Source organism: Sporosarcina sp. 6E9, from assembly GCF_017921835.1.
Classification (GTDB): domain Bacteria; phylum Bacillota; class Bacilli; order Bacillales_A; family Planococcaceae; genus Sporosarcina.
The window spans coordinates 17,394-42,465 of the sequence record NZ_JAGEMN010000007.1; the positions used below are offsets into that span (position 1 = coordinate 17,394).

Annotated in this window: 25 protein-coding genes; 9 read left to right on the forward strand and 16 right to left on the reverse strand. The window is 37.6% G+C overall.

Features of this window, described 5'->3' with window-relative positions:
• Window positions 1-22: 22 nt before the first annotated feature.
• Window positions 23-226 (reverse strand): hypothetical protein, encoded by a 204-nt coding sequence (locus J4G36_RS17165; RefSeq protein WP_210471647.1) that lies wholly within the window; start codon window positions 224-226, stop codon window positions 23-25.
• A gap of 19 nt (window positions 227-245) precedes the next feature.
• Window positions 246-1,076 (reverse strand): non-homologous end joining protein Ku, encoded by an 831-nt coding sequence (gene ku, locus J4G36_RS17170; RefSeq protein WP_210471648.1) that lies wholly within the window; start codon window positions 1,074-1,076, stop codon window positions 246-248.
• A 104-nt stretch (window positions 1,077-1,180) separates the two neighbouring features.
• Between ku and J4G36_RS17175 the strand changes: the two genes are divergently transcribed.
• Entirely contained in the window at window positions 1,181-2,983 is a 1,803-nt protein-coding gene (locus J4G36_RS17175) for a DNA ligase D (RefSeq protein ID WP_210471649.1), read from the forward strand.
• A gap of 49 nt (window positions 2,984-3,032) precedes the next feature.
• Here J4G36_RS17175 and J4G36_RS17180 read toward each other — a convergent pair whose 3' ends face one another.
• Entirely contained in the window at window positions 3,033-4,103 is a 1,071-nt protein-coding gene (locus J4G36_RS17180; RefSeq protein ID WP_210471650.1) for a tartrate dehydrogenase, read from the reverse strand.
• A 156-nt stretch (window positions 4,104-4,259) separates the two neighbouring features.
• Here J4G36_RS17180 and J4G36_RS17185 point away from each other — a divergent pair, with 156 nt between their 5' ends.
• The gene (locus J4G36_RS17185) at window positions 4,260-4,901 is read left to right on the forward strand and encodes a hypothetical protein (protein WP_210471651.1); all 642 of its coding nucleotides are present in this window, start codon (window positions 4,260-4,262) and stop codon (window positions 4,899-4,901) included.
• An 85-nt stretch (window positions 4,902-4,986) separates the two neighbouring features.
• On the opposite strand, the gene J4G36_RS17190 is transcribed toward J4G36_RS17185, so the two are convergent.
• Entirely contained in the window at window positions 4,987-5,907 is a 921-nt protein-coding gene (locus J4G36_RS17190; RefSeq protein WP_210471652.1) for a DUF1672 family protein, read from the reverse strand.
• 274 nt (window positions 5,908-6,181) lie between these two features.
• On the opposite strand from J4G36_RS17190, the gene J4G36_RS17195 reads away from it, so the two are divergent.
• Window positions 6,182-6,688 carry a hypothetical protein gene (locus J4G36_RS17195; protein WP_210471653.1) on the forward strand — a complete coding sequence of 169 codons (507 nt, stop codon included), beginning with the start codon at window positions 6,182-6,184 and terminating at the stop codon, window positions 6,686-6,688.
• Window positions 6,689-6,751: 63 nt separating this feature from the next.
• Here the strand turns inward: J4G36_RS17195 and ypfJ are convergent, their stop codons facing one another.
• Window positions 6,752-7,597 carry a KPN_02809 family neutral zinc metallopeptidase gene (gene ypfJ / locus J4G36_RS17200; protein ID WP_210471654.1) on the reverse strand — a complete coding sequence of 282 codons (846 nt, stop codon included), beginning with the start codon at window positions 7,595-7,597 and terminating at the stop codon, window positions 6,752-6,754.
• A gap of 149 nt (window positions 7,598-7,746) precedes the next feature.
• Window positions 7,747-8,052 (reverse strand): monooxygenase, encoded by a 306-nt coding sequence (locus J4G36_RS17205; protein ID WP_210471689.1) that lies wholly within the window; start codon window positions 8,050-8,052, stop codon window positions 7,747-7,749.
• A gap of 228 nt (window positions 8,053-8,280) precedes the next feature.
• On the opposite strand from J4G36_RS17205, the gene uvsE (J4G36_RS17210) reads away from it, so the two are divergent.
• Together uvsE (J4G36_RS17210) and uvsE (J4G36_RS17215) are read left to right on the forward strand one after the other, a co-directional pair.
• Window positions 8,281-9,234, forward strand: coding sequence for a UV DNA damage repair endonuclease UvsE (gene uvsE / locus J4G36_RS17210; RefSeq protein WP_210471655.1), 954 nt, complete (start codon window positions 8,281-8,283; stop codon window positions 9,232-9,234).
• A gap of 38 nt (window positions 9,235-9,272) precedes the next feature.
• On the forward strand, window positions 9,273-10,238 hold the full coding sequence (gene uvsE / locus J4G36_RS17215; RefSeq protein ID WP_210471656.1) for a UV DNA damage repair endonuclease UvsE: 966 nt from the start codon (window positions 9,273-9,275) through the stop codon (window positions 10,236-10,238).
• A 45-nt stretch (window positions 10,239-10,283) separates the two neighbouring features.
• Here uvsE (J4G36_RS17215) and J4G36_RS18600 read toward each other — a convergent pair whose 3' ends face one another.
• The 3 genes from J4G36_RS18600 to J4G36_RS17225 form a co-directional block, all read right to left on the reverse strand.
• The gene (locus tag J4G36_RS18600; RefSeq protein WP_368668803.1) at window positions 10,284-10,490 is read right to left on the reverse strand and encodes a hypothetical protein; all 207 of its coding nucleotides are present in this window, start codon (window positions 10,488-10,490) and stop codon (window positions 10,284-10,286) included.
• 146 nt (window positions 10,491-10,636) lie between these two features.
• Window positions 10,637-13,681 (reverse strand): efflux RND transporter permease subunit, encoded by a 3,045-nt coding sequence (locus tag J4G36_RS17220; RefSeq protein WP_210471657.1) that lies wholly within the window; start codon window positions 13,679-13,681, stop codon window positions 10,637-10,639.
• A 488-nt stretch (window positions 13,682-14,169) separates the two neighbouring features.
• The gene (locus J4G36_RS17225; protein WP_210471658.1) at window positions 14,170-15,102 is read right to left on the reverse strand and encodes an NADP-dependent oxidoreductase; all 933 of its coding nucleotides are present in this window, start codon (window positions 15,100-15,102) and stop codon (window positions 14,170-14,172) included.
• A 352-nt stretch (window positions 15,103-15,454) separates the two neighbouring features.
• Between J4G36_RS17225 and J4G36_RS17230 the strand changes: the two genes are divergently transcribed.
• The 4 genes from J4G36_RS17230 to J4G36_RS17245 are packed head-to-tail and all read left to right on the forward strand — an operon-like array spanning window position 15,455 to window position 18,732.
• Complete coding sequence (locus tag J4G36_RS17230; protein WP_210471659.1) at window positions 15,455-15,898, forward strand: hypothetical protein; 444 nt, start codon at window positions 15,455-15,457, stop codon at window positions 15,896-15,898.
• Window positions 15,888-18,026, forward strand: coding sequence for a pLS20_p028 family conjugation system transmembrane protein (locus J4G36_RS17235; RefSeq protein ID WP_210471660.1), 2,139 nt, complete (start codon window positions 15,888-15,890; stop codon window positions 18,024-18,026). Before J4G36_RS17230 ends, J4G36_RS17235 begins: the two co-directional genes overlap by 11 nt.
• 23 nt (window positions 18,027-18,049) lie before the next feature.
• Window positions 18,050-18,496 (forward strand): hypothetical protein, encoded by a 447-nt coding sequence (locus J4G36_RS17240; protein WP_210471661.1) that lies wholly within the window; start codon window positions 18,050-18,052, stop codon window positions 18,494-18,496.
• A complete protein-coding gene (locus tag J4G36_RS17245) occupies window positions 18,493-18,732 on the forward strand; it encodes a hypothetical protein (protein WP_210471662.1) in 240 nt (79 codons plus the stop codon). The genes J4G36_RS17240 and J4G36_RS17245 overlap by 4 nt, the downstream gene beginning before the upstream one ends.
• A gap of 231 nt (window positions 18,733-18,963) precedes the next feature.
• Here the strand turns inward: J4G36_RS17245 and J4G36_RS17250 are convergent, their stop codons facing one another.
• The 7 genes from J4G36_RS17250 to J4G36_RS17280 form a co-directional block, all read right to left on the reverse strand.
• Window positions 18,964-19,245 (reverse strand): DUF1871 family protein, encoded by a 282-nt coding sequence (locus J4G36_RS17250; RefSeq protein ID WP_210471180.1) that lies wholly within the window; start codon window positions 19,243-19,245, stop codon window positions 18,964-18,966.
• 122 nt (window positions 19,246-19,367) lie between these two features.
• Window positions 19,368-19,679, reverse strand: coding sequence for a hypothetical protein (locus J4G36_RS17255; protein WP_210471663.1), 312 nt, complete (start codon window positions 19,677-19,679; stop codon window positions 19,368-19,370).
• A 216-nt stretch (window positions 19,680-19,895) separates the two neighbouring features.
• Window positions 19,896-20,069, reverse strand: a complete 174-nt coding sequence (locus J4G36_RS17260) for a hypothetical protein (protein WP_210471664.1) — start codon at window positions 20,067-20,069, stop codon at window positions 19,896-19,898.
• Between the two features lie 601 nt (window positions 20,070-20,670).
• Window positions 20,671-21,159, reverse strand: coding sequence for a hypothetical protein (locus J4G36_RS17265; protein ID WP_210471665.1), 489 nt, complete (start codon window positions 21,157-21,159; stop codon window positions 20,671-20,673).
• A gap of 171 nt (window positions 21,160-21,330) precedes the next feature.
• Window positions 21,331-21,846: a DUF6141 family protein gene (locus tag J4G36_RS17270; protein ID WP_210471666.1), complete on the reverse strand. Its 516-nt coding sequence runs from the start codon at window positions 21,844-21,846 to the stop codon at window positions 21,331-21,333.
• Window positions 21,847-22,266: 420 nt separating this feature from the next.
• On the reverse strand, window positions 22,267-23,514 hold the full coding sequence (locus tag J4G36_RS17275; protein ID WP_210471667.1) for a restriction endonuclease subunit S: 1,248 nt from the start codon (window positions 23,512-23,514) through the stop codon (window positions 22,267-22,269).
• Window positions 23,515-23,517: 3 nt separating this feature from the next.
• A complete protein-coding gene (locus J4G36_RS17280; RefSeq protein ID WP_210471668.1) occupies window positions 23,518-25,071 on the reverse strand; it encodes a type I restriction-modification system subunit M in 1,554 nt (517 codons plus the stop codon).
• Window position 25,072 lies beyond the last annotated feature (1 nt).

A 25,072-nucleotide genomic window follows, 5' to 3' on the forward strand; every position in this document is an offset into this window, starting at 1 on the left:
AAAATAGCGAAAAGCCTTTTTGTCATTGTTTCAACAAGCTATACACTTCGAATTCAATCGCTACGCGATGATCATTTTCAATAGTAGGCTGCGGATGATACCAGTTAATTTCATCATCTTTAAAGACACCTTTGAATTCCGTTCCTTTGATTGTAAGTGTGAACTGTTGGCATTCATGAACTTGCCCTAGAAATAATGGTTCCTCCATTTGGAAATTTTCAATCATACAAATTCCCTCCAATACATCACGCATTTTTTTTCGCCGTTTTCGTCGACTTCTTTCGTGCCGCTGGTTTCTTTTTTGTTTTATCGAGTGAGGCCTGAAGCGCAGTCATCAGATCCATTACATTCGACGGCATGTCTGGTCCTTTTTCACTTGGCGTTACAGTCTTTTCGCCTGATTTCTTCTCTTCGATTAATTCCATTAACGCTGATCGATACTCATCCGTGTATTTAGAGGCATCAAATGTCGTCGTCAATTGCTCAACCAATAGGAGTGCGGTATCTAGTTCTTTCTGGATAACTGTTTCTGCACTGGGAATATTCGGAACTTCTTGGACATTACGTACTTCATCGGGAAAATGAATGGTTTCCATTAGCAATGTGTCGCCGTAAACACGAACGACAGCCAATTGTTCCTTCGAGCGAATGACGATTTTCGCTACGCCGATTTTGCCAGAATCACCTAACGCTTTTCTTAATAATGCATAAGCCTTACCCCCACCACTATCCGGGGACATAAAATAACTACGTTCAAAGTAGATGGGATCAATTTCTTCTAACTTAACGAATTCGATAATTTCTACAGCCTTGTCTTCATTCTCTTTTTTCAATTGATCCAATTCTTCTTGATCTAGAACGACAAATTTATTTTTCGTGTACTCATATGCTTTGACGATTTCCTCATTTTTCACTTCTTTATCGCAGATCGGACAAACTTTTTGATAATTCACTGGCGTATTGCATTCCTTGTGTAATTGGCGCAGTTTTACGTCTTTATTTTCAGTGGCTGCATGAAGCTTCACAGGGATATTCACCAATCCAAAACTGATGCTACCTTTCCAAACCGTATGCATTCTGCTCACCCGCTTTTTGGCTTATTATGTGTGCACCGATTAAATTTATGTATAAGAAATAAATTTAATCGAATCCTATAAAAAACGGGAAGAGGTGCGGATATATGAAACCGATGCTTTTAACTTCAGCAAATGAGATTCCTGTTGGCGATGAATGGCTTTATGAAGTAAAATACGACGGTTTTCGCTGTATTTTAGTTTGGGATGAAAAGTCCCCCACTTTTGTTAGTAGAAATGGCAATGACCTGACTCACCTGTTTCCCGAAATCACTCAATTTTACGCTAATATATATGAAAAATTTGTACCTTTTCTTCCGCTAACTGCGGATGGTGAATTGGTACATTTAGTCAATGCTTATAAAAGTGATTTTTCAATCGTTCAATCACGCGGCAGAATGCGCAATGGAAATGTCATTTCAAAACATGCCAAAAATCAACCTTGCAGTTATATTATGTTCGATTTGCTTCGAATTAAAGGTGAGGATTTGACGAATTTTCCTTTGTCGTCCCGGAAATACGAACTCCATAAGCTATTACAATCAATCGGAGAAATCGAAGTCATAAATGTCTACGAAGATGCCGATACAGTGTGGAATCTTGCAGAAGTAAATAACTCGGAAGGTATTGTTGCAAAAAGAAAAACGAGTGATTGGATAAGCGGACAGCGGACAAATCAATGGTTAAAAATTAAAAACTGGAGATATGTAACTGTCGTGCTGACGAAATATAATCAGGAAAATGGCTTTTTTCACGGGTCAGTATACAAGGCGGATAGCTTGGTGGAAATGACTGTTTTTCGACACGGGTTAACGGATGAAGAAAGAAGGACTTTGGTTGATTTTATTCAAACGAATGGCACGAAGGTATCAGCAGATCATTGGGAATTGTCCCCGTCCATTTGCGTTGATATCGCCTGCATCGATTTTGACGGAAAAAAATTGAGGGAGCCTAGATTTTATAAATTCAATTTTGATATTGAGCCGGGACAGGTGAACTGGAGAAACATGCAAAAGCAACTACATCCAATACCGCCGTCAGTTCAAATAACTCATCCTGAAAAGCCTGTTTGGCCAGCTATCGACATTAAAAAAGATGATTACTTATTTTACTTGCAGCAGATAGCCCCCCACTTTCTTCCTTTTCTGCACGACCGTCTTTTGACCGCAATCCGTTTCCCTCACGGCGCGCCAGGAGAAAGCTTTTACCAGAAAAACGCACCCGATTATATACCTGACTTTATGACAACTAAACAGCAGGAAGATATTCGTTATATTGTCTGCAACGATCTTCAATCTTTATTGTGGTTAGGAAATCAGCTCGCGCTTGAGTTTCATATTCCGTTTCAAACAACGAATACGAAATTCCCTACTGAAATTGTATTCGATTTAGATCCTCCTTCAATAAGTTCATTTACATTGGCAATAGAGGCGGCGTTGAAAATGAAGGCCATATTCGATCAGTTCAACCTTCATACCTATGTTAAAACTTCCGGCGGCAAGGGACTTCACCTGTATATTCCATTGCCGAAGGACACTTTCACCTACGAAGAAACACGGATATTCACAGAGTTTGTCTGTCGTTTCTTATGTGACCAAGAACCTGAGCGTTTCACCATCGAACGGTTAAAGAAAAATCGGAATAATAAATTATACTTAGATTATGTTCAACATGCAGAAGGGAAAACAATTATCGCTCCGTATTCTCCTAGAGGCAATGCACAAGGTATTATCGCTACGCCACTATTCTGGGAGGAGGTAAATGACCAGCTACAGCCAACATTATTTCAGATCCCTGCCGTTTTAGATCGAATTAAAAATCAAGGCGATCCTTTGAAAAACTTTCGACAGATGGGTGAGAAACAAAAATTCCACGACGTCCTTATTCAGCTACGGAAATTGCTGGATTAAAAAAGAAGTCTTTCAGCGTAGTAAATAACTGAAAGACTTCCATTCAGATTTAATCCGACGACTTTAATAACTCAATAAAACGTTCACCAAGTTCACTTGTTGAAGCGGTTCCGCCCAAATCTGGCGTCAAGTTATCTTTTTCAGTCAAAATAAGCTCCAAGGTTGAAAGAATACGCTTTCCCCATTGTTCTTCTCCGAAAAAGTCCATCATCTGACTTATCGACCAAATTGCGGCGAGCGGGTTCGCAATGCCTTTACCTGCAATATCCGGTGCGGATCCATGAACCGGCTCGAACATTGAGGGATATTTCCGTTCTGGATTGACATTCGCTCCCGTCGCAAGCCCCATGCCGCCGGTTATCGCCGCCCCGATATCCGTTAGAATATCTCCAAATAAATTAGACGTGACTACTACTTCAAATCGTTCGGGTTCCGCAACAAAATATAAACTTGCTGCGTCCACTAAATAGGAATACGTTTGAACATCAGGATACTCTAAGCCGACTTCTTCAAATACTTCATCCCAAAAAACCATCGAATAATTTAATGCATTCGCTTTACTAATACTCGTCAAGGTTCGATTAGACTTTTGCGCTTCTTCATATGCATAGCGAATAATACGCTCCGTTCCTTTTCGAGAAAATACGCCAGTTTGAAGTACAACTTCTTCCGGCTTTCCTTTATATAGCCAGTCCCCAGCCCCTGCATATTCACCTTCGCTATTTTCTCGAATCACAAGAAAATCAATCTCTTCTCGCGTTTTGTTTTTTAACGGCGTCAAGGTAGGATTTAACAGTGTTATCGGTCGAATATTTACATATTGGTCGAATTCTTTTCGAATACGAAGGAGCAAATCCCATAAAGATATGTGATCAGGAACGCCGGGATAACCAACAGCACCAAGGTAAATGGCATCAAAAGATTTTAATTGTTCGATTCCGTCATCTGCCATCATTTTCCCTGTTTCTAAATAATATTCGCAGCCCCAAGGAAATTCAGTGAACTCGAAAGTGATAGTGGGATCAAGCTGCTCAATCGCCTTTAAAACTTTCGTACCTTCTGCAACAACTTCTGGACCTATCCCATCTCCAGGTATAAGCGCAATTTTAAATCGTTTCATCATTTCCACCTATTTTCTATGTATTTATATCGAATCCGTCATTTAAGCTTACATGAAATTATGTTGCTATTGTAAACAATACTGGATATAAATGATTCATTTCCTTTCCAACGGGTATTTTGTTACTAGCATACTTTTGATTGGAAGGAGATTAAAATGTTTGGACTTTCTGATTTACTCGCCTTAATCATTTCAGCATTTATTATTCTACCAGTTGTGTCATTCATTAGAGAATCTGGTTACTTTATAGTCGGCGGTATTTTCGGCGTGAAAAACCCTAGATTGACGATTGGTTCAGGTCCTCGACTATATAAGAAATGGGTATTTGATATTAGAAAACATTATCATCTGTATAGCTGGTTTTCTTATGATGAGTTAAGAAACACAAGCAAATTAGCCTATATTGCAATTTATGCTGCACCCATTCTAATCAATATGTCTCTTGCATTAACCCTCAATGCGTTGCTAGCCAATGGGTATCTTGAGGAGTACAAAACATTTTTTGATCGCTTTGTTTTTTATGCGTTTTATTTTGTGCTATTCGATATAGTTCCGATGTTCACCATAAACGGAAAACCCAATAATGGAATGATTCTTTATGAAATGATTCGTTATGGGAAACGTACGGATTTTAATAACGAGCCCTTTATCCCTTCAACAACGGAAGTAGAAGAACAATACATAGCGGCGATGGAAGCAATTAAAGAACTTGAACAAGAAAAAGAATTAAGGGAACAAGAATTTATTGAAGAAATGAAGGAATTGGATAAAGCGAAAAACAAGGAATTGAAGGAGTAAAGATGCTGTTTATTTCATAGAAGAAGTCTCTATCATTTAACTAGCTTCACTGGAATTCTCAGCATGACCACACACAAATAACTCCCTATTCTTTAATAATTTTCCCTTTATCCGTTCTCAATGTATTATCTTTCGTTCCAATGCCTCTTCGCTTATCGACAAGATTGTCATTTAATAGGACTGTATATTCTCCCCGAGGAATTCCTTGTAATTCATTTAGGTCAGACACAATCCTAGTAAATATCTCACTATCTGGTTCTGCAGTGGCTTCCGCCATAAATAAATAAACAGTAATTATTGCATACTTCGTGTCGAATTCATTATGGTGGAAGTATGACATGATATCCTCTTTAGATAGATTGGGATTTTCCAAATACATCTCCAAGATCGTCTCAAAAGTGTCTCCAACTGTACTCATATAATAGTAGGGCGTCGCAAAACCATCTGCTCTCACATTTTCAACAACTTCCATAGGTCTACCGACAACGGGATATTCTTTTACGAGTTTATTAAAGTACTCATCTAACTTTTGGAACTTTTGATCAAAAGCCATTGCATAAAGACCGCTTTGTATGGCGTTTTCAACTTGGCCTTCTTGAGACCAAACACTATCTGTTTCTACTTCTTTATTTTTAACATCTACTGGGACAATCGCAAATGTGTAGAAATGTGGTTCGCCAACCGACTCCACAAACACAGATACCCCATCTGTTGCGCTGACGATATTATGAACTGTCACATCCGATTTGTAGTTTTCCTTAAAATAACCTTGAACTGCTTTTTCGATTTCTTCACGATTATCTTGAGCAATTTCACCAATTTCTTTTAGACTGCCCCGTAGTTCAAAGCCTTCACCTTTATAATCTTGAATCCTGACAAAGGTTTCTTTTTCATATGTATTTTGCTCATCTAGATTCTTCGATTCCTCGCCATTTTTACTCCCCATGCTGTCACAACCGCCCAACAAAAGTAATAAAGACAAAAATATATAATAAATTTTATTCAATGGAGCATAGCCACCTTTTTAGTATTAATAGTGCTTTGCATTAATTGTAATGTTAGTGGAAGACTTTGTGAACTGAAAACGAATTGCGATTCTTTATTCACTCTGATGCAGAGATTTCGACTGATTTTATACTGCGTCTTAACCTCTAATTAACCTTCAGTTGTTATATTGTCGTTGCATGAGAAATATTTGAGAAGGGGTATGGTGTAAATTCTACTATATTCATTTTTTGATGTTTCAAGGCTACAAAAAAAATAGGATGGGAGTGTTTAATATGCAACCACAAATATTCAAGGCGAATTTATTGGTTTCCGTTGTAATTCCAATAATTATTGCTGTAGTAATCGTAGCCCTTTATTTCACAAACGAATCTATGCCCGCATGGACATTACTACTATTAATCGTTCCAGTCATCTTCAGTGCTGCTCAACTAAAAACTAAACTAGTAATCGAGAAAGATCTTTTGCGCTATGAAAAACTATTTGGAGGTAACGAAGTCTCATTAAATAATGTTTCTGAAATTGTTACGAGAGAGGTAGAAACAATTGTAGAGCGAAACCAACAACATGACAATCATCATGTAAGACCAAGTGGACTAAGTTTCAGCTCAAATCAGATGAATCCCGTAAACCAGGAGCGTAAAGTTGAAAGATTAGTATATGTATTGGACGCATCTGGAAGAACCCACTTTTCTTTTCCAGCTGGTTTAATTGGTTTTAAGAATCGACAAAACTTCATAGATGCTGTGAATGCCGCTAACCCAAACATTACGGTTAGTTAATAACAAATTGGAAGGATGGCAAGTTATATTAAACTTGTCATCCTTCCATTTATTTAAAGCTAATTACTTAATGCCGGTCCCTTCAAATGTGTTGCCATCCTTTATTGTTCCGATATCGAATCCTTTATAAAACCAACTTTTCCGTTGTTTAGATGTCCCATGAGTGAAACTTTCAGGAACAACGTAACCTTGGGATCGCTTTTGAATTGTGTCATCACCGACTGCACTTGCCGCGGTCAATGCTTCTTCCAAATCCCCTTCCTCCAGTAAATCCATTCCTTGTGCATGATGAGCCCATACGCCAGCGTAATAATCGGCTTGTAGCTCTAGCTTTACGGAATACTTATTGAATTCTTCTTTGCTTAAACGCTGTCGCAAGTCGTTAACCTGTCCGCTTGTCCCTAGCAAAGTTTGAACATGATGTCCCACTTCATGCGCAATGACATAAGCCATTGCAAAATCGCCCGGGGCCTGGAACTTGTTCTTCAGTTCTTGATAAAAACTTAAATCGATGTACAGTTTTTGATCGCCTGGACAATAAAACGGACCGACCGCCGATCCCGCGACACCGCAAGCAGATTGAACACTATCCGAATACAAGACAAGTTTCGGCTCTTTGTACGTCAAACCTTCCTCTGCAAAAAGACCGCTCCACACTTCCTCAGTGTCAGCTAGCACAACCGATACGAACTCCACCAGCTCTTTCTCTTCTTCTGTTTCTTCATACGCTACATTTTGATCCGTACCTGTTGCACCTAAATCATTTAAAACTTCCTCAGGATTTCCGCCCATGAATGTTATGATAAGGACGATAATCAACCCGCCGATTCCGCCGCCTACGAGTGTCTTACCACCCATTCCGCGCTTGTCTTCGACATTAGCGCTTCCTCTTCTACCTTTATATTTCATTATGATCCCTCCAAAAATACTGCCTCAAGTTTCGGTAATCCTGGTATACCCTTTTTCTTGAGAAATAGTGCATTTTAAGGCCCACATAAAACTGAAAATAGAGTAGAAAAGGTCTTCCCCCAGTTAAGTAAACTGTTGGAAGACCTTGATTATTTAATGGGTGCGTTATTAATAAGGGATAATGCTTCGTTCACTTCTAAAATCTTACCGCGAATATCGGTAATCCCAAAACTTGTTAGACGATCCGAATGCATAGCTAAATATTTTTCAGCATCCTCTTTTGTTTCGAATAAGTAAATCCCGCCAGCTTCTTTAGCAGCTGGATCCTCTGTCCAAATCTTCCAAATCACACCTGACTCATTGTTGATACTTTTGGCTAAATCAGCAAACCCCGTTGACATTTCCTCACCGAACGGTCCATCCATTTTAAAATCTACTTGTAATAAATAATTAATGATTACCACTCCTTTAGGCATTAATTGTATTTATAATAGCATCCAGACAAGAACAATACTTACTTTAGCACTTGCCGTGCAGTTAGCTATTAGTGGATCATACTTCATGATTTTCCCATTCTCATTTTGTGTATACATAAATGGATTCATACAGATAATACAATATTAGATACAATTGTCCGCCTAAATAATTATATGCCCTTAAAATTTAATAAAGGGGTAAAGTAGATGAAAATTCGGTTTGGCTATGTAGCAAACGCAGTCGGTTTATGGGATGCAAGTCCATCCAAAACGTTAACATTCACACGGTATTCAACACTTCCCGAATGCGAAAGAATGGAACAGTTAAAATCTTTAACTGCACAAAATTTAGCGCACACAAAAAGGATTTTGTATTATAATATCGCGCATGAAATTGAAGTATATAGATTTTCAAGCTCACTTGTTCCATTAGCAACCCATCCGGAAGTCATGTGGGATTTTTTAACGCCATTCAAAAATGAATGGAAAGAAATTGGAGATTTAATCAAAAAATATAATCTTAGAGTCAGTTTTCACCCGAATCATTTTACACTTTTCACCAGCCCACGAGAAGAAGTAACAACGAACGCAGTAACAAGTATGGAATATCATTTTAAGATGCTGAGCGCAATGAATGCCCTTGATACAGGATTAATTAATATTCATGTTGGCGGAGCCTATGGCGACAAAACTAAATCGTTAGAGCGATTCCATCAGAACCTCAAAAAATTGCCCAAAAAAATTAAGAAGCATATGACGTTAGAAAATGATGATAAAACATATGATCTTTTGGAAACACTCACTGCTTGTGAAAAAGAAAAAATGCCAATGGTATTCGATTATCATCACTATGTGGCGAATAGCGGCGAAATTGACCTGCCACTTTACTTATCTCGAATATTTGAGACTTGGCGTAATACTAAAGTTGTACCAAAAGTCCATATATCTTCACCTAAATCTGAACAAGCCTTTCGTGCCCATGCGGACTATATTTCTTTGGACTTTGTCCTCCCCTTCTTAAAGATTGCAAAAGAGCTCAATCAGGACTTTGACATCATGATAGAAGCTAAACAGAAGAACCTTGCTATGTTGCAACTTATAGAAGAGACAGCTGCAATTCGCGGTGTCAAACGCATATCAAGTTCATCTGTTGAATGGTAACCGTAAAATTAGAATGAAAAACTATTGAGGTGGAATAAATGACGATTGTACGTCTTGGTTATGTCGCAATGAGTATGGAACTTAAAAATGCATCCCCGTCCCAAACCATGACATTTACTCAATTCCAAAAGATTGAGGACCGGGAAGCTGCCATCCGAAAATTAGAGCGTATTGCACTTTCGAATTTGCACAACACATTAAGGCTATTAAAACATAATGCAGCGTCTGCCATTCGCTTTTATCGATTAACTTCTCGTCTTATCCCATTAGCAAACCACGAGGAGCTTCTTGATTGGAATTATATCAAACCATTAAAAGAGACACTTCGTGAGATTGGAGATTTCGCAAAAAAACATCAGATTAGAGTTGATTTTCACCCAGATCACTTTGTCCTCATTAATTCTAAGCAGAAGCATATCTTGAAAAATTCAATAAGCACCTTAAAGCTACATTACCTATTATTAAAGGCGATGGGCATTGACCCAACTCACCGCTGTGTCATGCATGTTGGCGGTAATTATAAAGATACCGAAATGTCACTTGAACGCTTTGTAGATAATTGGATGAGGGTCCCGAAACAGATTCAAAATACGATCATGCTTGAAAACGATGATACTTCTTTTACGTTAGAAGATACGCTTTACTTATGTGAAAAACTGGATATACCGCTAGTTTTTGATTATCATCACCATCTTGCCCATCATCAGGATGCCAATTGGGAAAACAACTGGAATAGAGTGGTGCAGACTTGGATTCATTCTCCACTTCCAATAAAAATGCATATATCAAGTCCTAAAAGTGAGGAAGCATTTCGCCATCATTCAGATTACATAGACGTCGATATGTTTTTTAAATTCCTTAAAGGTATAAAAGGCAGTGTATCGCAAATTGACTGCATGGTTGAGGCCAAGCGGAAAGATGAAGCACTTTTTAAATTAATGGATGAAGTGAAATCCAGGAAAGACATTGAAATGATTGACGGTTCCTCTTTTCTCCTAAAGTAAATGACAACTCACTAAAAAAAGAGCACTAATTTCTCTTTATAGAAATTAGCACTCTTTTGGTGGTTGGCATACGTCACATTTGCGTTGATTTTTATTGTTAAATTTCGTAAATGTTTTCTCAAAATTGTTACCGCATGCACATTCAAATAGTAACTTTTGAGAAAATCCACGATATTCCGTCGTTAACAATTTACTATCTGAATTGTTCTCTACAAATTCTTTGATTTTAGCAATCGTCCATCGTTTGTTAATTCTCAAGCACCTCCATATTTTACCGCTAGGCAGATCAATGTCTAATTATCCTAAGCTCCTCATGATAACATGAGTCGGCATATAATTAAATAGATGACCATTAAAATGAAAAATCCACAGCTGAATCGCTGTGGATTTTTCATTTATTATACTCGTTCTGCTTTATGTCCGATTAGTTTATAATACACAAGATACAGCGATGGAATCATCACCAATGTAAACAAACTTGAGAATGCGAGTCCCGCAATGATTGTAATTGCAAGTGCTTCAAACAATGGATCGCCCGATACGGCAACTGGAATCAATGCGACAATCGATGTCAATGATGTTAAAATGATCGGTTTGATACGCGCATACCCTGACTCAACAATCGCTTCAATCACATCCATATTGCCCAGAAGGCGGCGCGCTTCTACGAAGTCGATTAATACAACCGCGTTACGCACGACAATACCGGTTAACGAGACAATCCCCATGACACCTAGGAAACTGAGTGGTGTTTGTGTGATAAACAATCCCAGAATCGCACCCGATATACCTAGATACACCGCAAACAATACAAGGAATGGTAAACTGAACGACTTAAACTGGAATGCGATGACTAAGTACACAAGTAATATGACAACTAGGAATAGGATTCCAATTTCTGCAAAGAATGCCTGCTGATCTGAATTCTCTCCACCTGTTGAAATTGTATAGCCTTCAGGTAAATCTTTCTTTTCTGCTTCTGCAGCCTCTAACATATCTGCTTTAAATCCATCCGCATCGCCATACGCTTTTAACGTAATCGCTCGCTCTCCTTTTTCATGAGGGACTTGAGCGATTAAGGATGTTTTTTCAGAAGTTAGCAATTCATCCAATGACACGAATTTCGGCGGACCTTGAGTCATCATGGATGGGACGGAAAATTGTGAGAGGTCAACAGCCTCCCCTTCGGTCACACCTTTTTCATTCAACACAACTTGCTTTGAAATGTCCCCCTCATACAACTTAAATAAAGGAACACCTTGTGTCAGCAGTTGTAGTTGATTGGTGACTAGACTCAAGGAAATACCATTATCCTCAAGCGCTTGACGATTCGGCACATACTGGATAGCTGGTATGGATTCTCCCAAGTTATCCGTTACGATATTAGCGCCGTTTTCAAGCAAGCGATCTTTCAAATCATCGCGTAGCTGTGTGAGTTGGTCGATATCATCGCCTTTAATCGTAACGGTTACCGGCGCCCCGACTGGCGGTCCTTGGACGATTGTATCCAAGAAGATTTCCGCATCACTGTAGCGTTTGCGTAATTCCGGTTCCCACTTGTCGATGAATTCAGAAGCACTCGTATTGTCTTTTTTTATACGGAACACTGCTTGCCCAGTGTTTTCTCCTGTATTATCCATCGAAGCAGCAAACAGATTAGGCAATCCGCTACCTGTGAAAATAGCTGTTTCTTTTACGTTTTTATCTTCGTCCGAAACTTCATCGATCATCTTTTGGATTTCGTTATTCGTTTCGTCAATTGTCGTCCCCGTTGCGAGTCGAACGTTCATCGTCACTTCTTCTTTGTCCGCGGCAGGGAAGAATTCAAACGGCGTCAAAAATGCTAAGAACAGCAACCCTGTGGCTATAATAAGTCCACCGATTCCAACAAGTAGTGGCCGCTTTAATACTTTTCGCAGTACTTTTTCAGCGTAGAATACGGCTATTTTCTCCAATGGCTTCCCTAAAAACCCTGGCGTTTCCGATATCTTTTTATTGCGTCGTTTCGTCTTGATGAATTGAAGCATCGGAACGAGCGTGACTGAAAGTATCGTTGATGCAATAATAGTCGTGATTAAGATACTTGGAAGTGCTTTGATGAATGCGCCATTACCACCAGATAGTAAAAGTAACGGGGAAAACGTCACAACGATTGCTAAACTGGAAGAAATAATGGATGTGTAGACTTCTTTGACACCATTTACGGCACCATCCAGTGGTGAATCGCCTAGCTTATAGCGTCGCTGAATATTGTCATTGACAACGATACTATCATCAACTAGAATTCCGATAGCGATAATAAGTCCAATAACCGAGATTTGATTCAAGTCGACACCCATGAATGGAATCGGAATGAGACCAACAAGTACGGATGCGAGAACGGTAAATGCGACCGCAAATGAACCGAACAATGTTAATCCTGCTGTTGTAACAATCAGTACTGCAATAACTGCAATAAGAAGCGATATATATAAACTATTAAATATTGAATTTACATTGTCAGCTTGAGATTCATACGTATGCGCGGTTACTTCTTTCGGCAGTTCTTCAATAAACTGCGTCATCTTCTTGTCGATTTTCTTATCCATAGAGGGGATATCTTGCCCAGGCTGAAGGAATATCGTATAAGAGATTGCAGATTTCCCCTCAAAAGTAACAATGTCTTTCGCATCTTTTGCCACTTCTCCAATATCGGCTAATTCAGCCAACGGCACAGCAGCATCCCCGATTTGCAATTGTTTTAGTTTTTCAATTCCCTCGTCCTGTTTCACTGTCAAAACGACGCGTTCCTTGCCGTCATCATGAGTACCTAATGAGAGGGGTTGATTGGCTTGTTGCAAAACACTCAGTACATCATAGGGTTGTAGTCGATTTTTAGCCAGTTTTTCAGGGTCGAGCGTAATCATTAGCTGCTTTTCCGTGAACCCTTTAACTGTTGTTCCTGCAACGCCTTCTATTGACTGAATATCATCTGACAGCTCGGCAAACGATGCCTCCATGTCAGCGAGTACTTTTTCGTCTCCAGTAAACATGTAAGAAACGAGTGGAAATGCTAGATCCAGTTTTTTCACTTCTGGTGCTTGTGCGTTTTCTGGTAATTCATTCGCAGAACGCTGCACTTCTTGTTGCAACTTATTGATTGTCTGTTCATGGTCGATGCCATCTTTTAATGACAGTGTAATGATTGATGCCGAATTCGCGGAAACAGAATTCATTGTATCGATTCCGTCTATTTTCTTAATCGCCCGTTCCAGTGGATTCGTTACGGTTCTTTCTACTTCCAAAGGTTCTGCACCAGGTAGAATAGCAGAAACCATCACAAGGTTGACAGGGGTTTCAGGAATTTCTCTTTTCGGCAACGTTAAAAACGTATATGCACCAACAAGCATTAAGATAAAAATTAAGAAAATGAATAATTTACTCCGTTTTAATAAATATTTCAATGGGGTAATTCCCTTCTATATTAAATATAATTACAACTCTATTAATCCCCTATATCATTCCATAGTAAACCTCCAATCTCAATTGAAAGAACTCTAGAACAAGGAATGCGACTTTATTTTAAAACTACACCTTGGCTGTAGTTGCATCGTCCTTTGTAGTTTGATATTCTTGCTCGTTTCACTGACTGATATGTGATAAAAATTTATTTCTTAAAACTGAAAAAAGCTTCTCGCAAAGTTAGAAAAATTACGGAAAGCTTTTTCAACATCTTCATTATTTCTATAGTTTCACATTTAGACTAAGATATGATAGTAGATAGGATTTTATTTTAATTTCAATTACTAATTAAAATTATAGTTATCTGAGAATACTAAGTACCCTCAACGCTCCCTGAAAGCTCTTTTACAAAGAGGCTACCCTACCTCCTAGTTTTTTAGGGGGTAGCCTTACTTATGATAAAATTGTCTACTTCACTTGGGAAAAGCTCTTATTTTACTTCAATAACAATCTTTCCTTTTGCATGGTGAGTTGCACTTAATTCATGTGCTTCTCGTAATCCTTTAGCGGAAAGAGGAAATGTATGACCGATATGGGTTTTCACTTTTCCTTTTTCCATTAGCTCACCAAGTTCAGCAAGTTGCTTTCCATTTGGATTAAGCCAAAGAGATTCAGCTGTAATCTGATTAGCCTCAGCTTTTTCTATATTTGGCTGGCCTACAATCGAAACCAATCGACCACCTTTTTTAACTACACTCAAGCTTTTATCTAAAATCTCGCCGCCCATTGTATCAACAACTAAATCAACGTCTTTTACGACATCTGTAAAGTCAGTTGTTTCATAGTCAATAAATTCGTCAACACCGAGTTCTTTTAAGAAAGCTTCGTTCTTGCCACTAGCTGTTGATAGAACATAAGCACCAAAACTTTTAGCGATTTGAATACCCAAGCTTCCAACACCGCCTGATCCAGCATGAATTAATACTTTATCTCCAGATTTAACTTGTCCAAAGTCAACCAGACATTGCCAAGCTGTTAGTCCTGCTAGTGGAACTGAAGCAGCTTCCTCAAAACTAACATTGGCTGGTTTTAAAGCGACTAAGTCTTCGTTTACAGCAACATACTCAGCGTATGTTCCATTTTCCATTGCTGGCCGAGCGAATACCTCATCTCCTACCTTGAAACGCTTCACATCTTTCCCTACTTCAGCGATCACTCCCGCTGCATCCCATCCTAAAATAAGCGGAAATTCAAAAGGAATATTCTCTTTCATATAACCTTCTCGAACTTTCCAGTCAATAGGATTCACTGACGTTGCATGCATCTCTATTAACACCTGATTATGTTGAATTTCCGGCTTCGGTAGTTCTTTCTCAATAAGTTCTTCTGCTCCACCGTATTGTTCAATAACGATTGCTTTCATGAAACTGCACTCTCCTTATCCTGTTCATTCAATATACATACCCGTTTAATTAAAAAAGTATTCATTTACTGAACTCACATTGCTTTCCTTATTAGTTAAATCTACTTTGTAAAAAAAAAGGTTCTTCATTAGATGAAAACTAATGAAGAACCTTTAAATCAAATATATGGAAGTTAATTTAATGGATTCCTTACATCATGCCGCCCATCTAAGAAGGTGTTTTTTACGCTTGGATGGGCTTTGCAGATGTTGATTTAACATCGAATTGTACGTTTTACAATCACATGAAACGCTATCAAAAGCAAAATGAAGTTAGCAAAAAAGTTAGCATATCTTGTGAGGAGTGAACAGAATGAAGTTGATTCAATCGGCTTTTATTGCTTTTAGTATAGCACTGGTTGCATCAGGTTGTAGCCATCACTACGGAACAAAAGTTGGGGCTGCTGACGATGTACAACAATTAATAGATGACCAACAAACGGGCTTTGTCATCATCACAAATGAAACAGATGCACCTTTCTTGGAGGAAGTTCAAAAAGCATTACTAGAAAAAAAGGAAGATGCCTTACAGTTCAACGTTTTTTATAATGATGGAAAAAACAAAAATGCAGATGGACTAAGTAAGAATCCATTTCGCTTTGAAATGCCCCACGTAAACACCGTCTACTACATTAAGGATGGAAAAGCCTTTGGTGAGTATGATTTGGAAGCCTACGAAGGTCTTCGTCAACAAGAAGAATTACATCATTTCATTGATTCCATGCCTAATCATAAAGGTGATACGAATGAACAATGAAGAACTTGCTCGTAAACTAGAAGAGTTTCAAGAGTACCTAAGCATCTCTAACATCTTTACCGACATTATGAGAGGGCTAGCCTGGGTACTCGTCAAAGGCTTGGCATGGATTGTTGACTCACTTGAAAACTTAACCGATGATATTTTATTGATTAAAACTTTCTACAACAACCCAGAGATTGTTGCGTTTGTCGATACTATCAAACCCATTCTGTATATTTTCTTAGCTTTTTCTCTTCTCTATACAGGATACTTATTAATCTTTAACAAGAAGTTCAACCGTGAGGGAATCGTTATAAATACTTTCATTGCTTTCATCATCATTCTTGCGCTAAACGCTGGAATGGACAAGGCGAATGAATTTACTGATGTAGCAATTGATGCTGTAAAAGTCGAAACACTTTTTCCAAACGATGACTCTACTGTAAGTGGTTCAATTGTTCAAAGAAATATTACCGATCTCACTGAATTCGATAAAAGTAACTGGTCTGCAAATGAATTGACCGTTCCCAACAGCACACCGCCAAGTAGGATTGCAAATATCAATATCCGTGAGACATACGGGAATGATACTGAGGGCATTTCAAGTGAAGGAAAAGACATCTCTAAATACATGCTTTCACTTAACAACGTTGGTGAGTATCGGGCAGACAAACTTGATCAATCAGGGCTGGAATGGAACAACGAGTATTATTTCCGATACTCAGTCAACTGGTTCACGATTTTTGTCACCTTGGGAATAATCGGCTTTACGCTTTTTTCAATAGCGTTGAAACTTGCCAAGTTGTTTTTTGAACTTACATTCAACTATATTCTGGCTTTAATTGTGGCACCTGCTGATATTCATGACGGACAGAAGACAAAGAAAATCATTCAAGCAATACTAAACACCTTCTTTGCAACCATCTTAATTTTTCTATCAATGAAGGTCTATATGATTGGAACAGCTTATTTGGAAGATACTCTTTCCACCTTCCCTTACTTAATTGCATTAATTGGGTTCTCACTCGCTGTTGTTGATGGGCCAAATATCGTTGAAAGGTTGTTTGGCATTGATGCAGGACTCAAAAACGGTTGGGGTGTACTTGCAGGGGCATATGCAGGTGGAAGAGTGGTTGCAGGTCTCGGTAAAGGTGTTTCAAATATTGGTAAAGGAAATACAGATAATAAGAATAAAAGCTTGTCTGCTACGTCTGGTGGTACTGATGGAGAGAAAGCACCCTCACCAAATGATGCAGAATACGAATCTAATAAAAATAAAAAGAATGATGGTTCTAGCACTGCGAAACTCAATGCAAATGCTAGTGACGGTTTAGGCGAAAACAAATCATCTTCGCCAAATGATGCAGAAACTGATGAGAGTAAACAGAATGAAGGTACTGACACTACTTCAAGCGTATCTCAACAAGCAGATGAACAAGCTAAAGGACAAAGAAAGCAATCAAAAGCACCTTCACCGAATGATGTTGAAGGAATTTCAACAACTACTGGAATGGGTAGGGCTTCACAATCACCAAGCAACGCACAAACTACAAGTAGTTCTCAATCTACAGAAACAGCAAACGTAACGGGGATTCAAGACAGCGTACAAGGTAATACAACTGGATCACAAACACGTACAGGTGGTAGTGGTGGTTCACAAACACCATCGACTACTCAACCAAGTGGAGCAAGCAACGCACAAACTACAAGTAGTTCTCAATCTACAGAAACAGCAAAGGTAAACAACAATGCAACAGTGAGAACTGACACGGAAGTTTCTAATACAGTACAAGAAGTTGCGGGTAGTACATCAACATCTACGTCACGTACAGGTGGTGGTACGACACAAGCACCAACGGAAAGAGTTAATACGGGTGGTACAAATACAGCGAAAACTACAAGTGGCTCACATACCACTGAAACATCTAAAGTAACAAGTAATTCAACTGTTACGACAGATACCGAAGTTTCTAATGTGATTCAAGAGAGCGCAGCTACTACAACAACACGTACCGATAGAAATAGTTCGGGGAATCAAAACTCACGCATCAATCAATCGAATGAGCGCAAAAGACCGAGAAATTATCCAGTCGATAAAGGAAGTTCAAACGTGATTGATAGAATGAAGAATTACAGAAATAAATAGCCCCCTTTTTTCTAGTAACAAATGTGAATCTAATTACGAAAGGAATGGTAACCGTGAGCACAAAACATCAATTTCGAGCACGTGTTAAAAACACTAATTATGATTATTTGGAGGATTACCAAATTGTAAATGACTACGGTAATATCGGTGAAACACTAGATGCTATTTTACAAGAGCATAAAGAGTTAAAGAAAAATGATTGGAATCTCCAATACATCGCACATACAGTTTCAACCCAAGTGAACAACACCTTATCAACAGAATTAAATCGGGTACGTCTCGGTACAAATAACACAGATCGAAACTCACAAATTCTTATCGAATTGCTACAAGGGTTTATGCAAATGCAAAATCTAGAACACATCGTAACAACTGACTTAAACAAACCTCCTTTTTTAACGGAGGTAGAAAACTTAATACAAGAGAAAATCACCACATTAAAACAGAGAAAGGACTCGAAAAGAGGATGAAGTCTAAAGAGTTTGATTTATTTACAGTGGGTGAAATAAAAGATAGAATCGGACACGACCCCATACAGGCAATGGATTTATTTGCAGATAGTTACGTAGCAATCTATCGAATTCAACACGATGTAAGAGAACTTCATAACACAATTACCAAACAACATGACGAACTTCGCCAAGCACTTGACCTATGTGTTAAATGTTTAAAGCTAGTTGAAACAACAATACAAAATCGAAGGTAGATTGAATAAAGAGAAGTGCTTCGTCCTAGATAACCCCTGTGGACGAAGCACTTTTAATTACTGCCAATGGAGCGTACCACCTGCGACATTTCTTTCAGCAATTGCCACCAGTTAATTATTAAAGGATTTAAAATAGCGTAAGAGAAAAGCCTAATTCCTGCGTGCTGCTAGCGTAGAATTAGGCTTTTGATGTTCAACAATCGCACCCGTTAGTTCAATAATATGCCATGATTAATTTAGATTTTTTAAATTCGGGAATTTATTATTATAAATTTTGTTCCATATATTTAATGCACTGGGATAACAATTATTAATCGAAGGTGCTCCACTCCTCGAAAACATTTTTTCAAAGACCTGATGTATCACTAAAGCTAACTTTTCAACAGATGCAGTTGGTAATGCCGATACAATAAGTCTTATTTCTGGATCATATTCATCCTCAGATGTGTAACGTAAAAGGTGCATCGGGTCCCATTCATTAATTACTTCTTTTACAATTTGGTAGTGGTTCATAATATCCCTCTTTCAAGATGTATTTTCAGAGACTTATGCTATCCCCTTATTTAGCTAACCTGACCCGTTTGATGCATTGTCCTTATCACGCAAACGCACCCGTTAATTTAATATAAAATGAGTTATTGTTCCAATATCCTCTTTAACTCATTCGTTTGTTCCGCTGTAAGAGCAGAATAAACATCGGCACCTTCACTGTATAATATTGAGCTAGCATCATCTTGATACCAAACATATCTCCGTATTTCAGCAATACCTTCCTTGGGGCTGTCGAGTGAAAAGAAAGTGTCTGCCACTTCCCCTAAGTCTTTTGGTTTTCCCACATCATCTTCATCATTAATGATTTCTCTCAAAGTTCCAATTGATGCTGAATGTGTGATATCACTATGAAATTTTACGCCTTCGCCTCCATCGTCAATAAAAGGTGTGCCCACTCTAAGGACTTCCTCTTTTGTACATCCAATAACCATTACTGACAAAATTAATACAGAAAAAATAAATACCAACTTTTTAATTTTAATTACCTTCTCTCAATCGATTATTTGGCCCGTTTGATACACTGTCCTTATCACGCAAACGCACCCGTTTGCTTAAGAGAGTATTGGTACAAATAGAACGTGAAGAAAAATGTCTGCCGATATTAATGTGTATTAATGACCCATATTATCGTTGTTACCGCTAAGTGGTTCTACTACTTCTCCATCTTTATCAATTACAATACTGTCGGTTTCCTTATTAGCCTCGGTCACAGACGCATAATAAGTAAAAACACCAAAAGTACTAATAGCTATCGTTGCTAATACTATAGAAATTCTTTTTTTCATAAAGTAGTCATCTCCCTACATTTTTTTTGTATTCGGTTCTTCTTAAAATACTTAATTATGTGAAATATTAAAACGGCTATAACTGTGCAAGGGATTATACAAATAAAAATAAAAGTACCAATAAAGATATACCCTGCCCCACCCCAACCATCAATTAATGCACCAATACAAATGATTCCTACACTTAGCAAAAGTACTCCAATAAAACTTAAAATAAAGTACTTGTCATATTTAGTTCTTATAAAAAGCATTAAGGCAGTTACTAATAAGTATACCACGCCCGAAATAATATAAATATATATCCAAACCGCTTCCTTTCCACATCTCTTCTATTTCGATTAATTCCAAACCTTTTAGTACCAGATGAAAAGCATACTTCAAATAACGTATCCTGCCAGTTAACACATTAAGAAAAACCATAACGTTGTCACACTGAAGATTCTCATTAATTAAGACGGAACGAGATAGTAAATAGTTACATAACTACAACGATTTGGCCCGTTAATGGCATAAAATTTATGCAACAATCGCACCCAATAATTGAAGAAGGAATTCTTTTCTTTTACTAACGGGTTCGGTTGATGGGGACAAAACAATAAATCTATTTTGCATTTATTAATCCCAATTCTTTGCACCAAGGTCCTTGTCCCTTGCATTGAAATTGATAAACTTTATCTTCACTTTTAACTTTAAGTTCAATCCTATAATCGAATGGATGGTTAAAACTACCTTTCTTCGCATCTCCAACTAAATAGACTTTATCAATATCTTGAAAACTAAGGTTTAATTGTTGATAGTCAGAGGAATTCCCTAAAATGACTAATAAACGATTTTGTTCATTTATTAATTGATTCGACTGCCTATCGTATGCATACAAACTAATAACCCCTAGTTGTAAAATTAATATGGTACAGATACCAATTCCGATTTTTTTAGGAAGCTCATTTCGTACTTTCCAAAACAAGAGGATTATCAATGAGGATGCTACGAATAAGATTGTAAATTCAGTCGTTACGTTATTTAACTCGATACCATTTCTAAACAGAATAAAACAAAACAGGAAAATCAGTGTAATAATTATACCAACCATTTTATGCCCCCTTCTATTTATCCGCAACCCATTTTGCTAACTATTCGACACCCACCCAATTATACCTCCCTGTTGAACTAACCTGCTTCGTTAGTTCAATAAGAAAAAAGAGCTACCAAAGCAGCTCAATGATTTTCAAGTAAAGCACCCGATTGAAGAAATAAAAAATCTTTATTGTACTTTTAGTACTGAATCTATTGCCTTTTTTAATTCATCTGGTTTTTGAGTACCGATTACCACTTTGTTATGCTTCAACCTTAATTCAATCCCTTTTTTTCCATTCAAGTTATAAGCCGTTTCACCCTTAGCGTTAAAACGAATCCCCAAACCTCCAAAACGTTTAAGAGGGCTATAAGTGAGTGTTTCATAGTTACTAATCTCTTTAAATAGGTACTGCTTATATTGAATATGAAGAGGAAATAAACGCACATATAGTCCATCAATACGAACTTCAATTATTAACTTCAATACTCCAAGCATTAACACTGGTAAAGCAACTCCAAAAAGTATCCAAAAAATAATTGTAACCAAATCTGGGGCAGGATTATTACCTATTGGCACACCAAAAATAATTTGCTGAATGAACCAGTACCACATATAGGCAGCCTCCAATAAAATCAGCACCCATAACCAAACTTGTTGTGGTCGTTGAATTTCTCGATACACAACTTTAGTTTTTTTATCCACCTAGATCCCTCCCTTTACCACAAAATGGCCCGTTTGTTGAATACAGTTCTTAGAGAATTTTAATCTAATTAGTACAACAAGTATAACAATAATAGTTGGATATGCGTATGTTTTTTTCCACTTTAATCATCTAGAAAATGCGAGGTAGTAAACACTTTTACTTTTATGTTTTACTTAGATCGCAAATATTAGATAGGAAGAGCATAAGGGAAATGTGCCCCCACTTTCAGTGTGGGATCAGGCAGAGCCTGATATTTGGATGGGGTCACATTTTTCTATTGTGTCACTAGTGTGTGACAAGAAAACGATATACTGTCACATCAGAGTGACAACTTACATCATCTTAATATCAATAAATCGCTTTAACTTCACACCAACTAGTTCATTTTATCTTGCTGCTCCCAATCACCGGCAATAATACTATAAAAACATTTTTTGCATAAATCCTTTTTTATGTTCCTGTAATGCCACAAGTTTTTCCTGTTCCACTTCAATTTTCTTATCAAACGTTTTAAGAATGTTAGATATTTTTATTTGCTCTGATAATGTTGGTAATTCATGAATAGTCTCAAAGAAATCTACTATTGAAATATTTAAAAGTCCATGATTACGCGCACCTTCTACAGAAATCATAGAAACCTCCTTATGCCATCTATCAGATTCAAAATATTGCTCTAAGAAATCACTATGAACTTTTTGTTCATTGGGTTGAAAACATATATATAATGATGACAAAACACCCATATCATACCTATTCAGTCTTTTTATTGCACCAAATGGATAACCTTCCGAATAGCTCTTATTATATGCAAATTCACCACTCTTAAGGAGGGAATATCCCTCTAGGTTAGCGGAGGCGACAGATCTATTAAAATATCTTTCCTGATCAATCAATCCCTCCTGTGCAGAGATAGTTAAAACTAAAGTAGATTGCAATTCCTTATTCTTTCTAACTACCCTGTTTGTAATTTCGCGAAGGCGGTACTTTTCCCACTTTGGAAATCTCTCTCCATCCTCATCCTGAAATCTTAATTCTTGACTAAAAATCTTCTGCGAGTAGCCCTTTTTCTGTTCTTTTAACAAATCCACTTTTTCTTGTTGTCTTTCAATTCTTTTATCAATTAACATAAAGAATTTCGCTATTTGGACTTGCTCTTCTTTGGTAGGTATAGAAAGTTCTAACTCAAAAAACTTTGCATCGTTTATACTGACACGATCATGCCTTACTCCTGTATCACCATTAATATAAATATGCCTATACCATCTATTAGATTTAAAAAAATAGAATAAAAAGTCTGTATTTATATTATTAACTGAAAAGCATAAGTACAACGGGGATACTATACCAGGTTCATCATAATTATATTTACTAACAGGACCATATGGCGCGTTATTAGAAATTCGGGGATTATATACAAATTCATCTTTTTCAATAACATAGTAACCACCAATATTCGACCTATTAGCAATATCTTTATCAAAATACTCTCTTTGTTTAACCAATCCATATTTTGCAGAATTTGAAATAACATTTTCAACCTTAAGATCATTATTTTTCCGAGTGATTTTTTTCGCTATTGAATTTAAATATACTTTAGTCCAACTCTTTTTATAGCTCTTAAAGCGAATAATTGGCACATCGTTTTTATATCGTGAATACTTCATCATCCCTCACACTTCCAATTCCTCAAAATATTTCGCCAGTTCCTGATTTATCTCAGAAATCTCTTCCTCTACATCTTTCAACCGTTTCGCAACAACCTTTAAATCAACAGGTTTTTCTTCTTCAAACGTATCAACATAGCGAGGGATGTTTAGGTTGTAGTCATTCTCTTTAACTTCATCCAACGTCGCAGTATACGAATACTTTTCGAGCGTTTCACGAGACTTATAAGTTTCAACTATTTTCTCAACATTTTCATCGGTTAGTACATTTTGATTTTTTCCTTTCTCAAAATCACTTGACGCATCGATGAATAAGATGTTGGCATCTGCTTCCCGGCATTTTTTAAAAACTAAAATACATGTCGGAATACCCGTACCGAAGAAAATGTTGGCAGGAAGTCCAATAATCGCATCTAGATAGTTCTTATCTTCAATAAGGTATTTGCGGATAACGCCTTCTCCTGCTTCCCTGAATAACACACCATGTGGCAAGACGACTGCCATTGTTCCGTTATCGTCTAGGTGGTGAATCATGTGTTGAACAAAAGCGAAGTCTGCTCTTGATCTTGGTGCTAACCGACCATATGCACTGAATCGCTCATCGTCTTTAAATGAGTCATCCGAACTCCATTTTGCACTGTAAGGAGGATTTGCAACAACTGCTTCAAATCGCATACCAATATGGCGTGGGTCTTCCAATGTATCCGAATTCTGAATATTAAAGTTCTGATAGGATACATCGTGCAGCAACATGTTCATCCGTGCCAAGTTATACGTTGTAGATGTCAATTCTTGCCCATAAAATTTCCGAACGTTAGCTTCTTTTGCAACACGAAGCAATAATGAGCCTGAACCACAAGTCGGATCATAAATGCTTTTCAGGTCATTTTTATCCTTTGTAACAATTTTAGCAATTACCTTTGAAACCTGTTGTGGCGTGTAAAACTCGCCAGCTTTCTTTCCAGCCGTTGCTGCGAACTGAGAAATAAGATATTCATACGCATCACCCAAGACATCAATGTCGACATCGTCATGCAAAAACGGAATGTCATTAACATTTACAATAATCTTAGCAATTAGAGTAGAACGGGTTTTCACATCGCGTCCTAATCTAGCAGATGATAAATCCAGGTCATCGAACAAATGCTCAAAGTCTGCTTGACTTTCTGCACCAAGTGTAGACTCTGTCACTGAATTGACTGCCCTTTGCAATAGTTCCGTATCAAAGTTTCCATTTTCCCCTTTTTCAATTTCTCGGAACATTGAAGAAAAAAGGTGTTGAGGTTCAATTACATAGCCAACCTCTTTTAATAACATTTCAGTAAGTACCACTCGATACTGTTCGTTTTTCCAAGCTTCTCCATAACTTAGATTGTCATGTTCCAACAACTTTGTAACTCGTTCTTCTATTTTTTCAGATAAAAACCGATAGAAGATTAAGCCTAAAATATAGTTCTTAAATTCACTCGCTTCCATTTGTCCTCGAAGATTATTGGCCATATTCCATAGTTTTTTATGTAATTCAGCTTGTTGCTTTCTTTGTTTTTCAGATGTTGTCATT

Excerpts from the sequence above, each read along its gene's own strand:
- J4G36_RS17165 (WP_210471647.1), bottom strand. The coding sequence starts at position 226 with ATGATTGAAAATTTCCAAATGGAGGAACCATTATTTCTAGGGCAAGTT.
- ku (WP_210471648.1), bottom strand. The coding sequence starts at position 1,076 with ATGCATACGGTTTGGAAAGGTAGCATCAGTTTTGGATTGGTGAATATC.
- J4G36_RS17175 (WP_210471649.1), top strand. The coding sequence starts at position 1,181 with ATGAAACCGATGCTTTTAACTTCAGCAAATGAGATTCCTGTTGGCGAT.
- J4G36_RS17180 (WP_210471650.1), bottom strand. The coding sequence starts at position 4,103 with ATGAAACGATTTAAAATTGCGCTTATACCTGGAGATGGGATAGGTCCA.
- J4G36_RS17185 (WP_210471651.1), top strand. The coding sequence starts at position 4,260 with ATGTTTGGACTTTCTGATTTACTCGCCTTAATCATTTCAGCATTTATT.
- J4G36_RS17195 (WP_210471653.1), top strand. The coding sequence starts at position 6,182 with ATGCAACCACAAATATTCAAGGCGAATTTATTGGTTTCCGTTGTAATT.
- ypfJ (WP_210471654.1), bottom strand. The coding sequence starts at position 7,597 with ATGAAATATAAAGGTAGAAGAGGAAGCGCTAATGTCGAAGACAAGCGC.
- uvsE (WP_210471655.1), top strand. The coding sequence starts at position 8,281 with ATGAAAATTCGGTTTGGCTATGTAGCAAACGCAGTCGGTTTATGGGAT.
- uvsE (WP_210471656.1), top strand. The coding sequence starts at position 9,273 with ATGACGATTGTACGTCTTGGTTATGTCGCAATGAGTATGGAACTTAAA.
- J4G36_RS17225 (WP_210471658.1), bottom strand. The coding sequence starts at position 15,102 with ATGAAAGCAATCGTTATTGAACAATACGGTGGAGCAGAAGAACTTATT.
- J4G36_RS17230 (WP_210471659.1), top strand. The coding sequence starts at position 15,455 with ATGAAGTTGATTCAATCGGCTTTTATTGCTTTTAGTATAGCACTGGTT.
- J4G36_RS17235 (WP_210471660.1), top strand. The coding sequence starts at position 15,888 with ATGAACAATGAAGAACTTGCTCGTAAACTAGAAGAGTTTCAAGAGTAC.
- J4G36_RS17245 (WP_210471662.1), top strand. The coding sequence starts at position 18,493 with ATGAAGTCTAAAGAGTTTGATTTATTTACAGTGGGTGAAATAAAAGAT.
- J4G36_RS17250 (WP_210471180.1), bottom strand. The coding sequence starts at position 19,245 with ATGAACCACTACCAAATTGTAAAAGAAGTAATTAATGAATGGGACCCG.
- J4G36_RS17260 (WP_210471664.1), bottom strand. The coding sequence starts at position 20,069 with ATGAAAAAAAGAATTTCTATAGTATTAGCAACGATAGCTATTAGTACT.
- J4G36_RS17265 (WP_210471665.1), bottom strand. The coding sequence starts at position 21,159 with ATGGTTGGTATAATTATTACACTGATTTTCCTGTTTTGTTTTATTCTG.
- J4G36_RS17275 (WP_210471667.1), bottom strand. The coding sequence starts at position 23,514 with ATGATGAAGTATTCACGATATAAAAACGATGTGCCAATTATTCGCTTT.
- J4G36_RS17280 (WP_210471668.1), bottom strand. The coding sequence starts at position 25,071 with ATGACAACATCTGAAAAACAAAGAAAGCAACAAGCTGAATTACATAAA.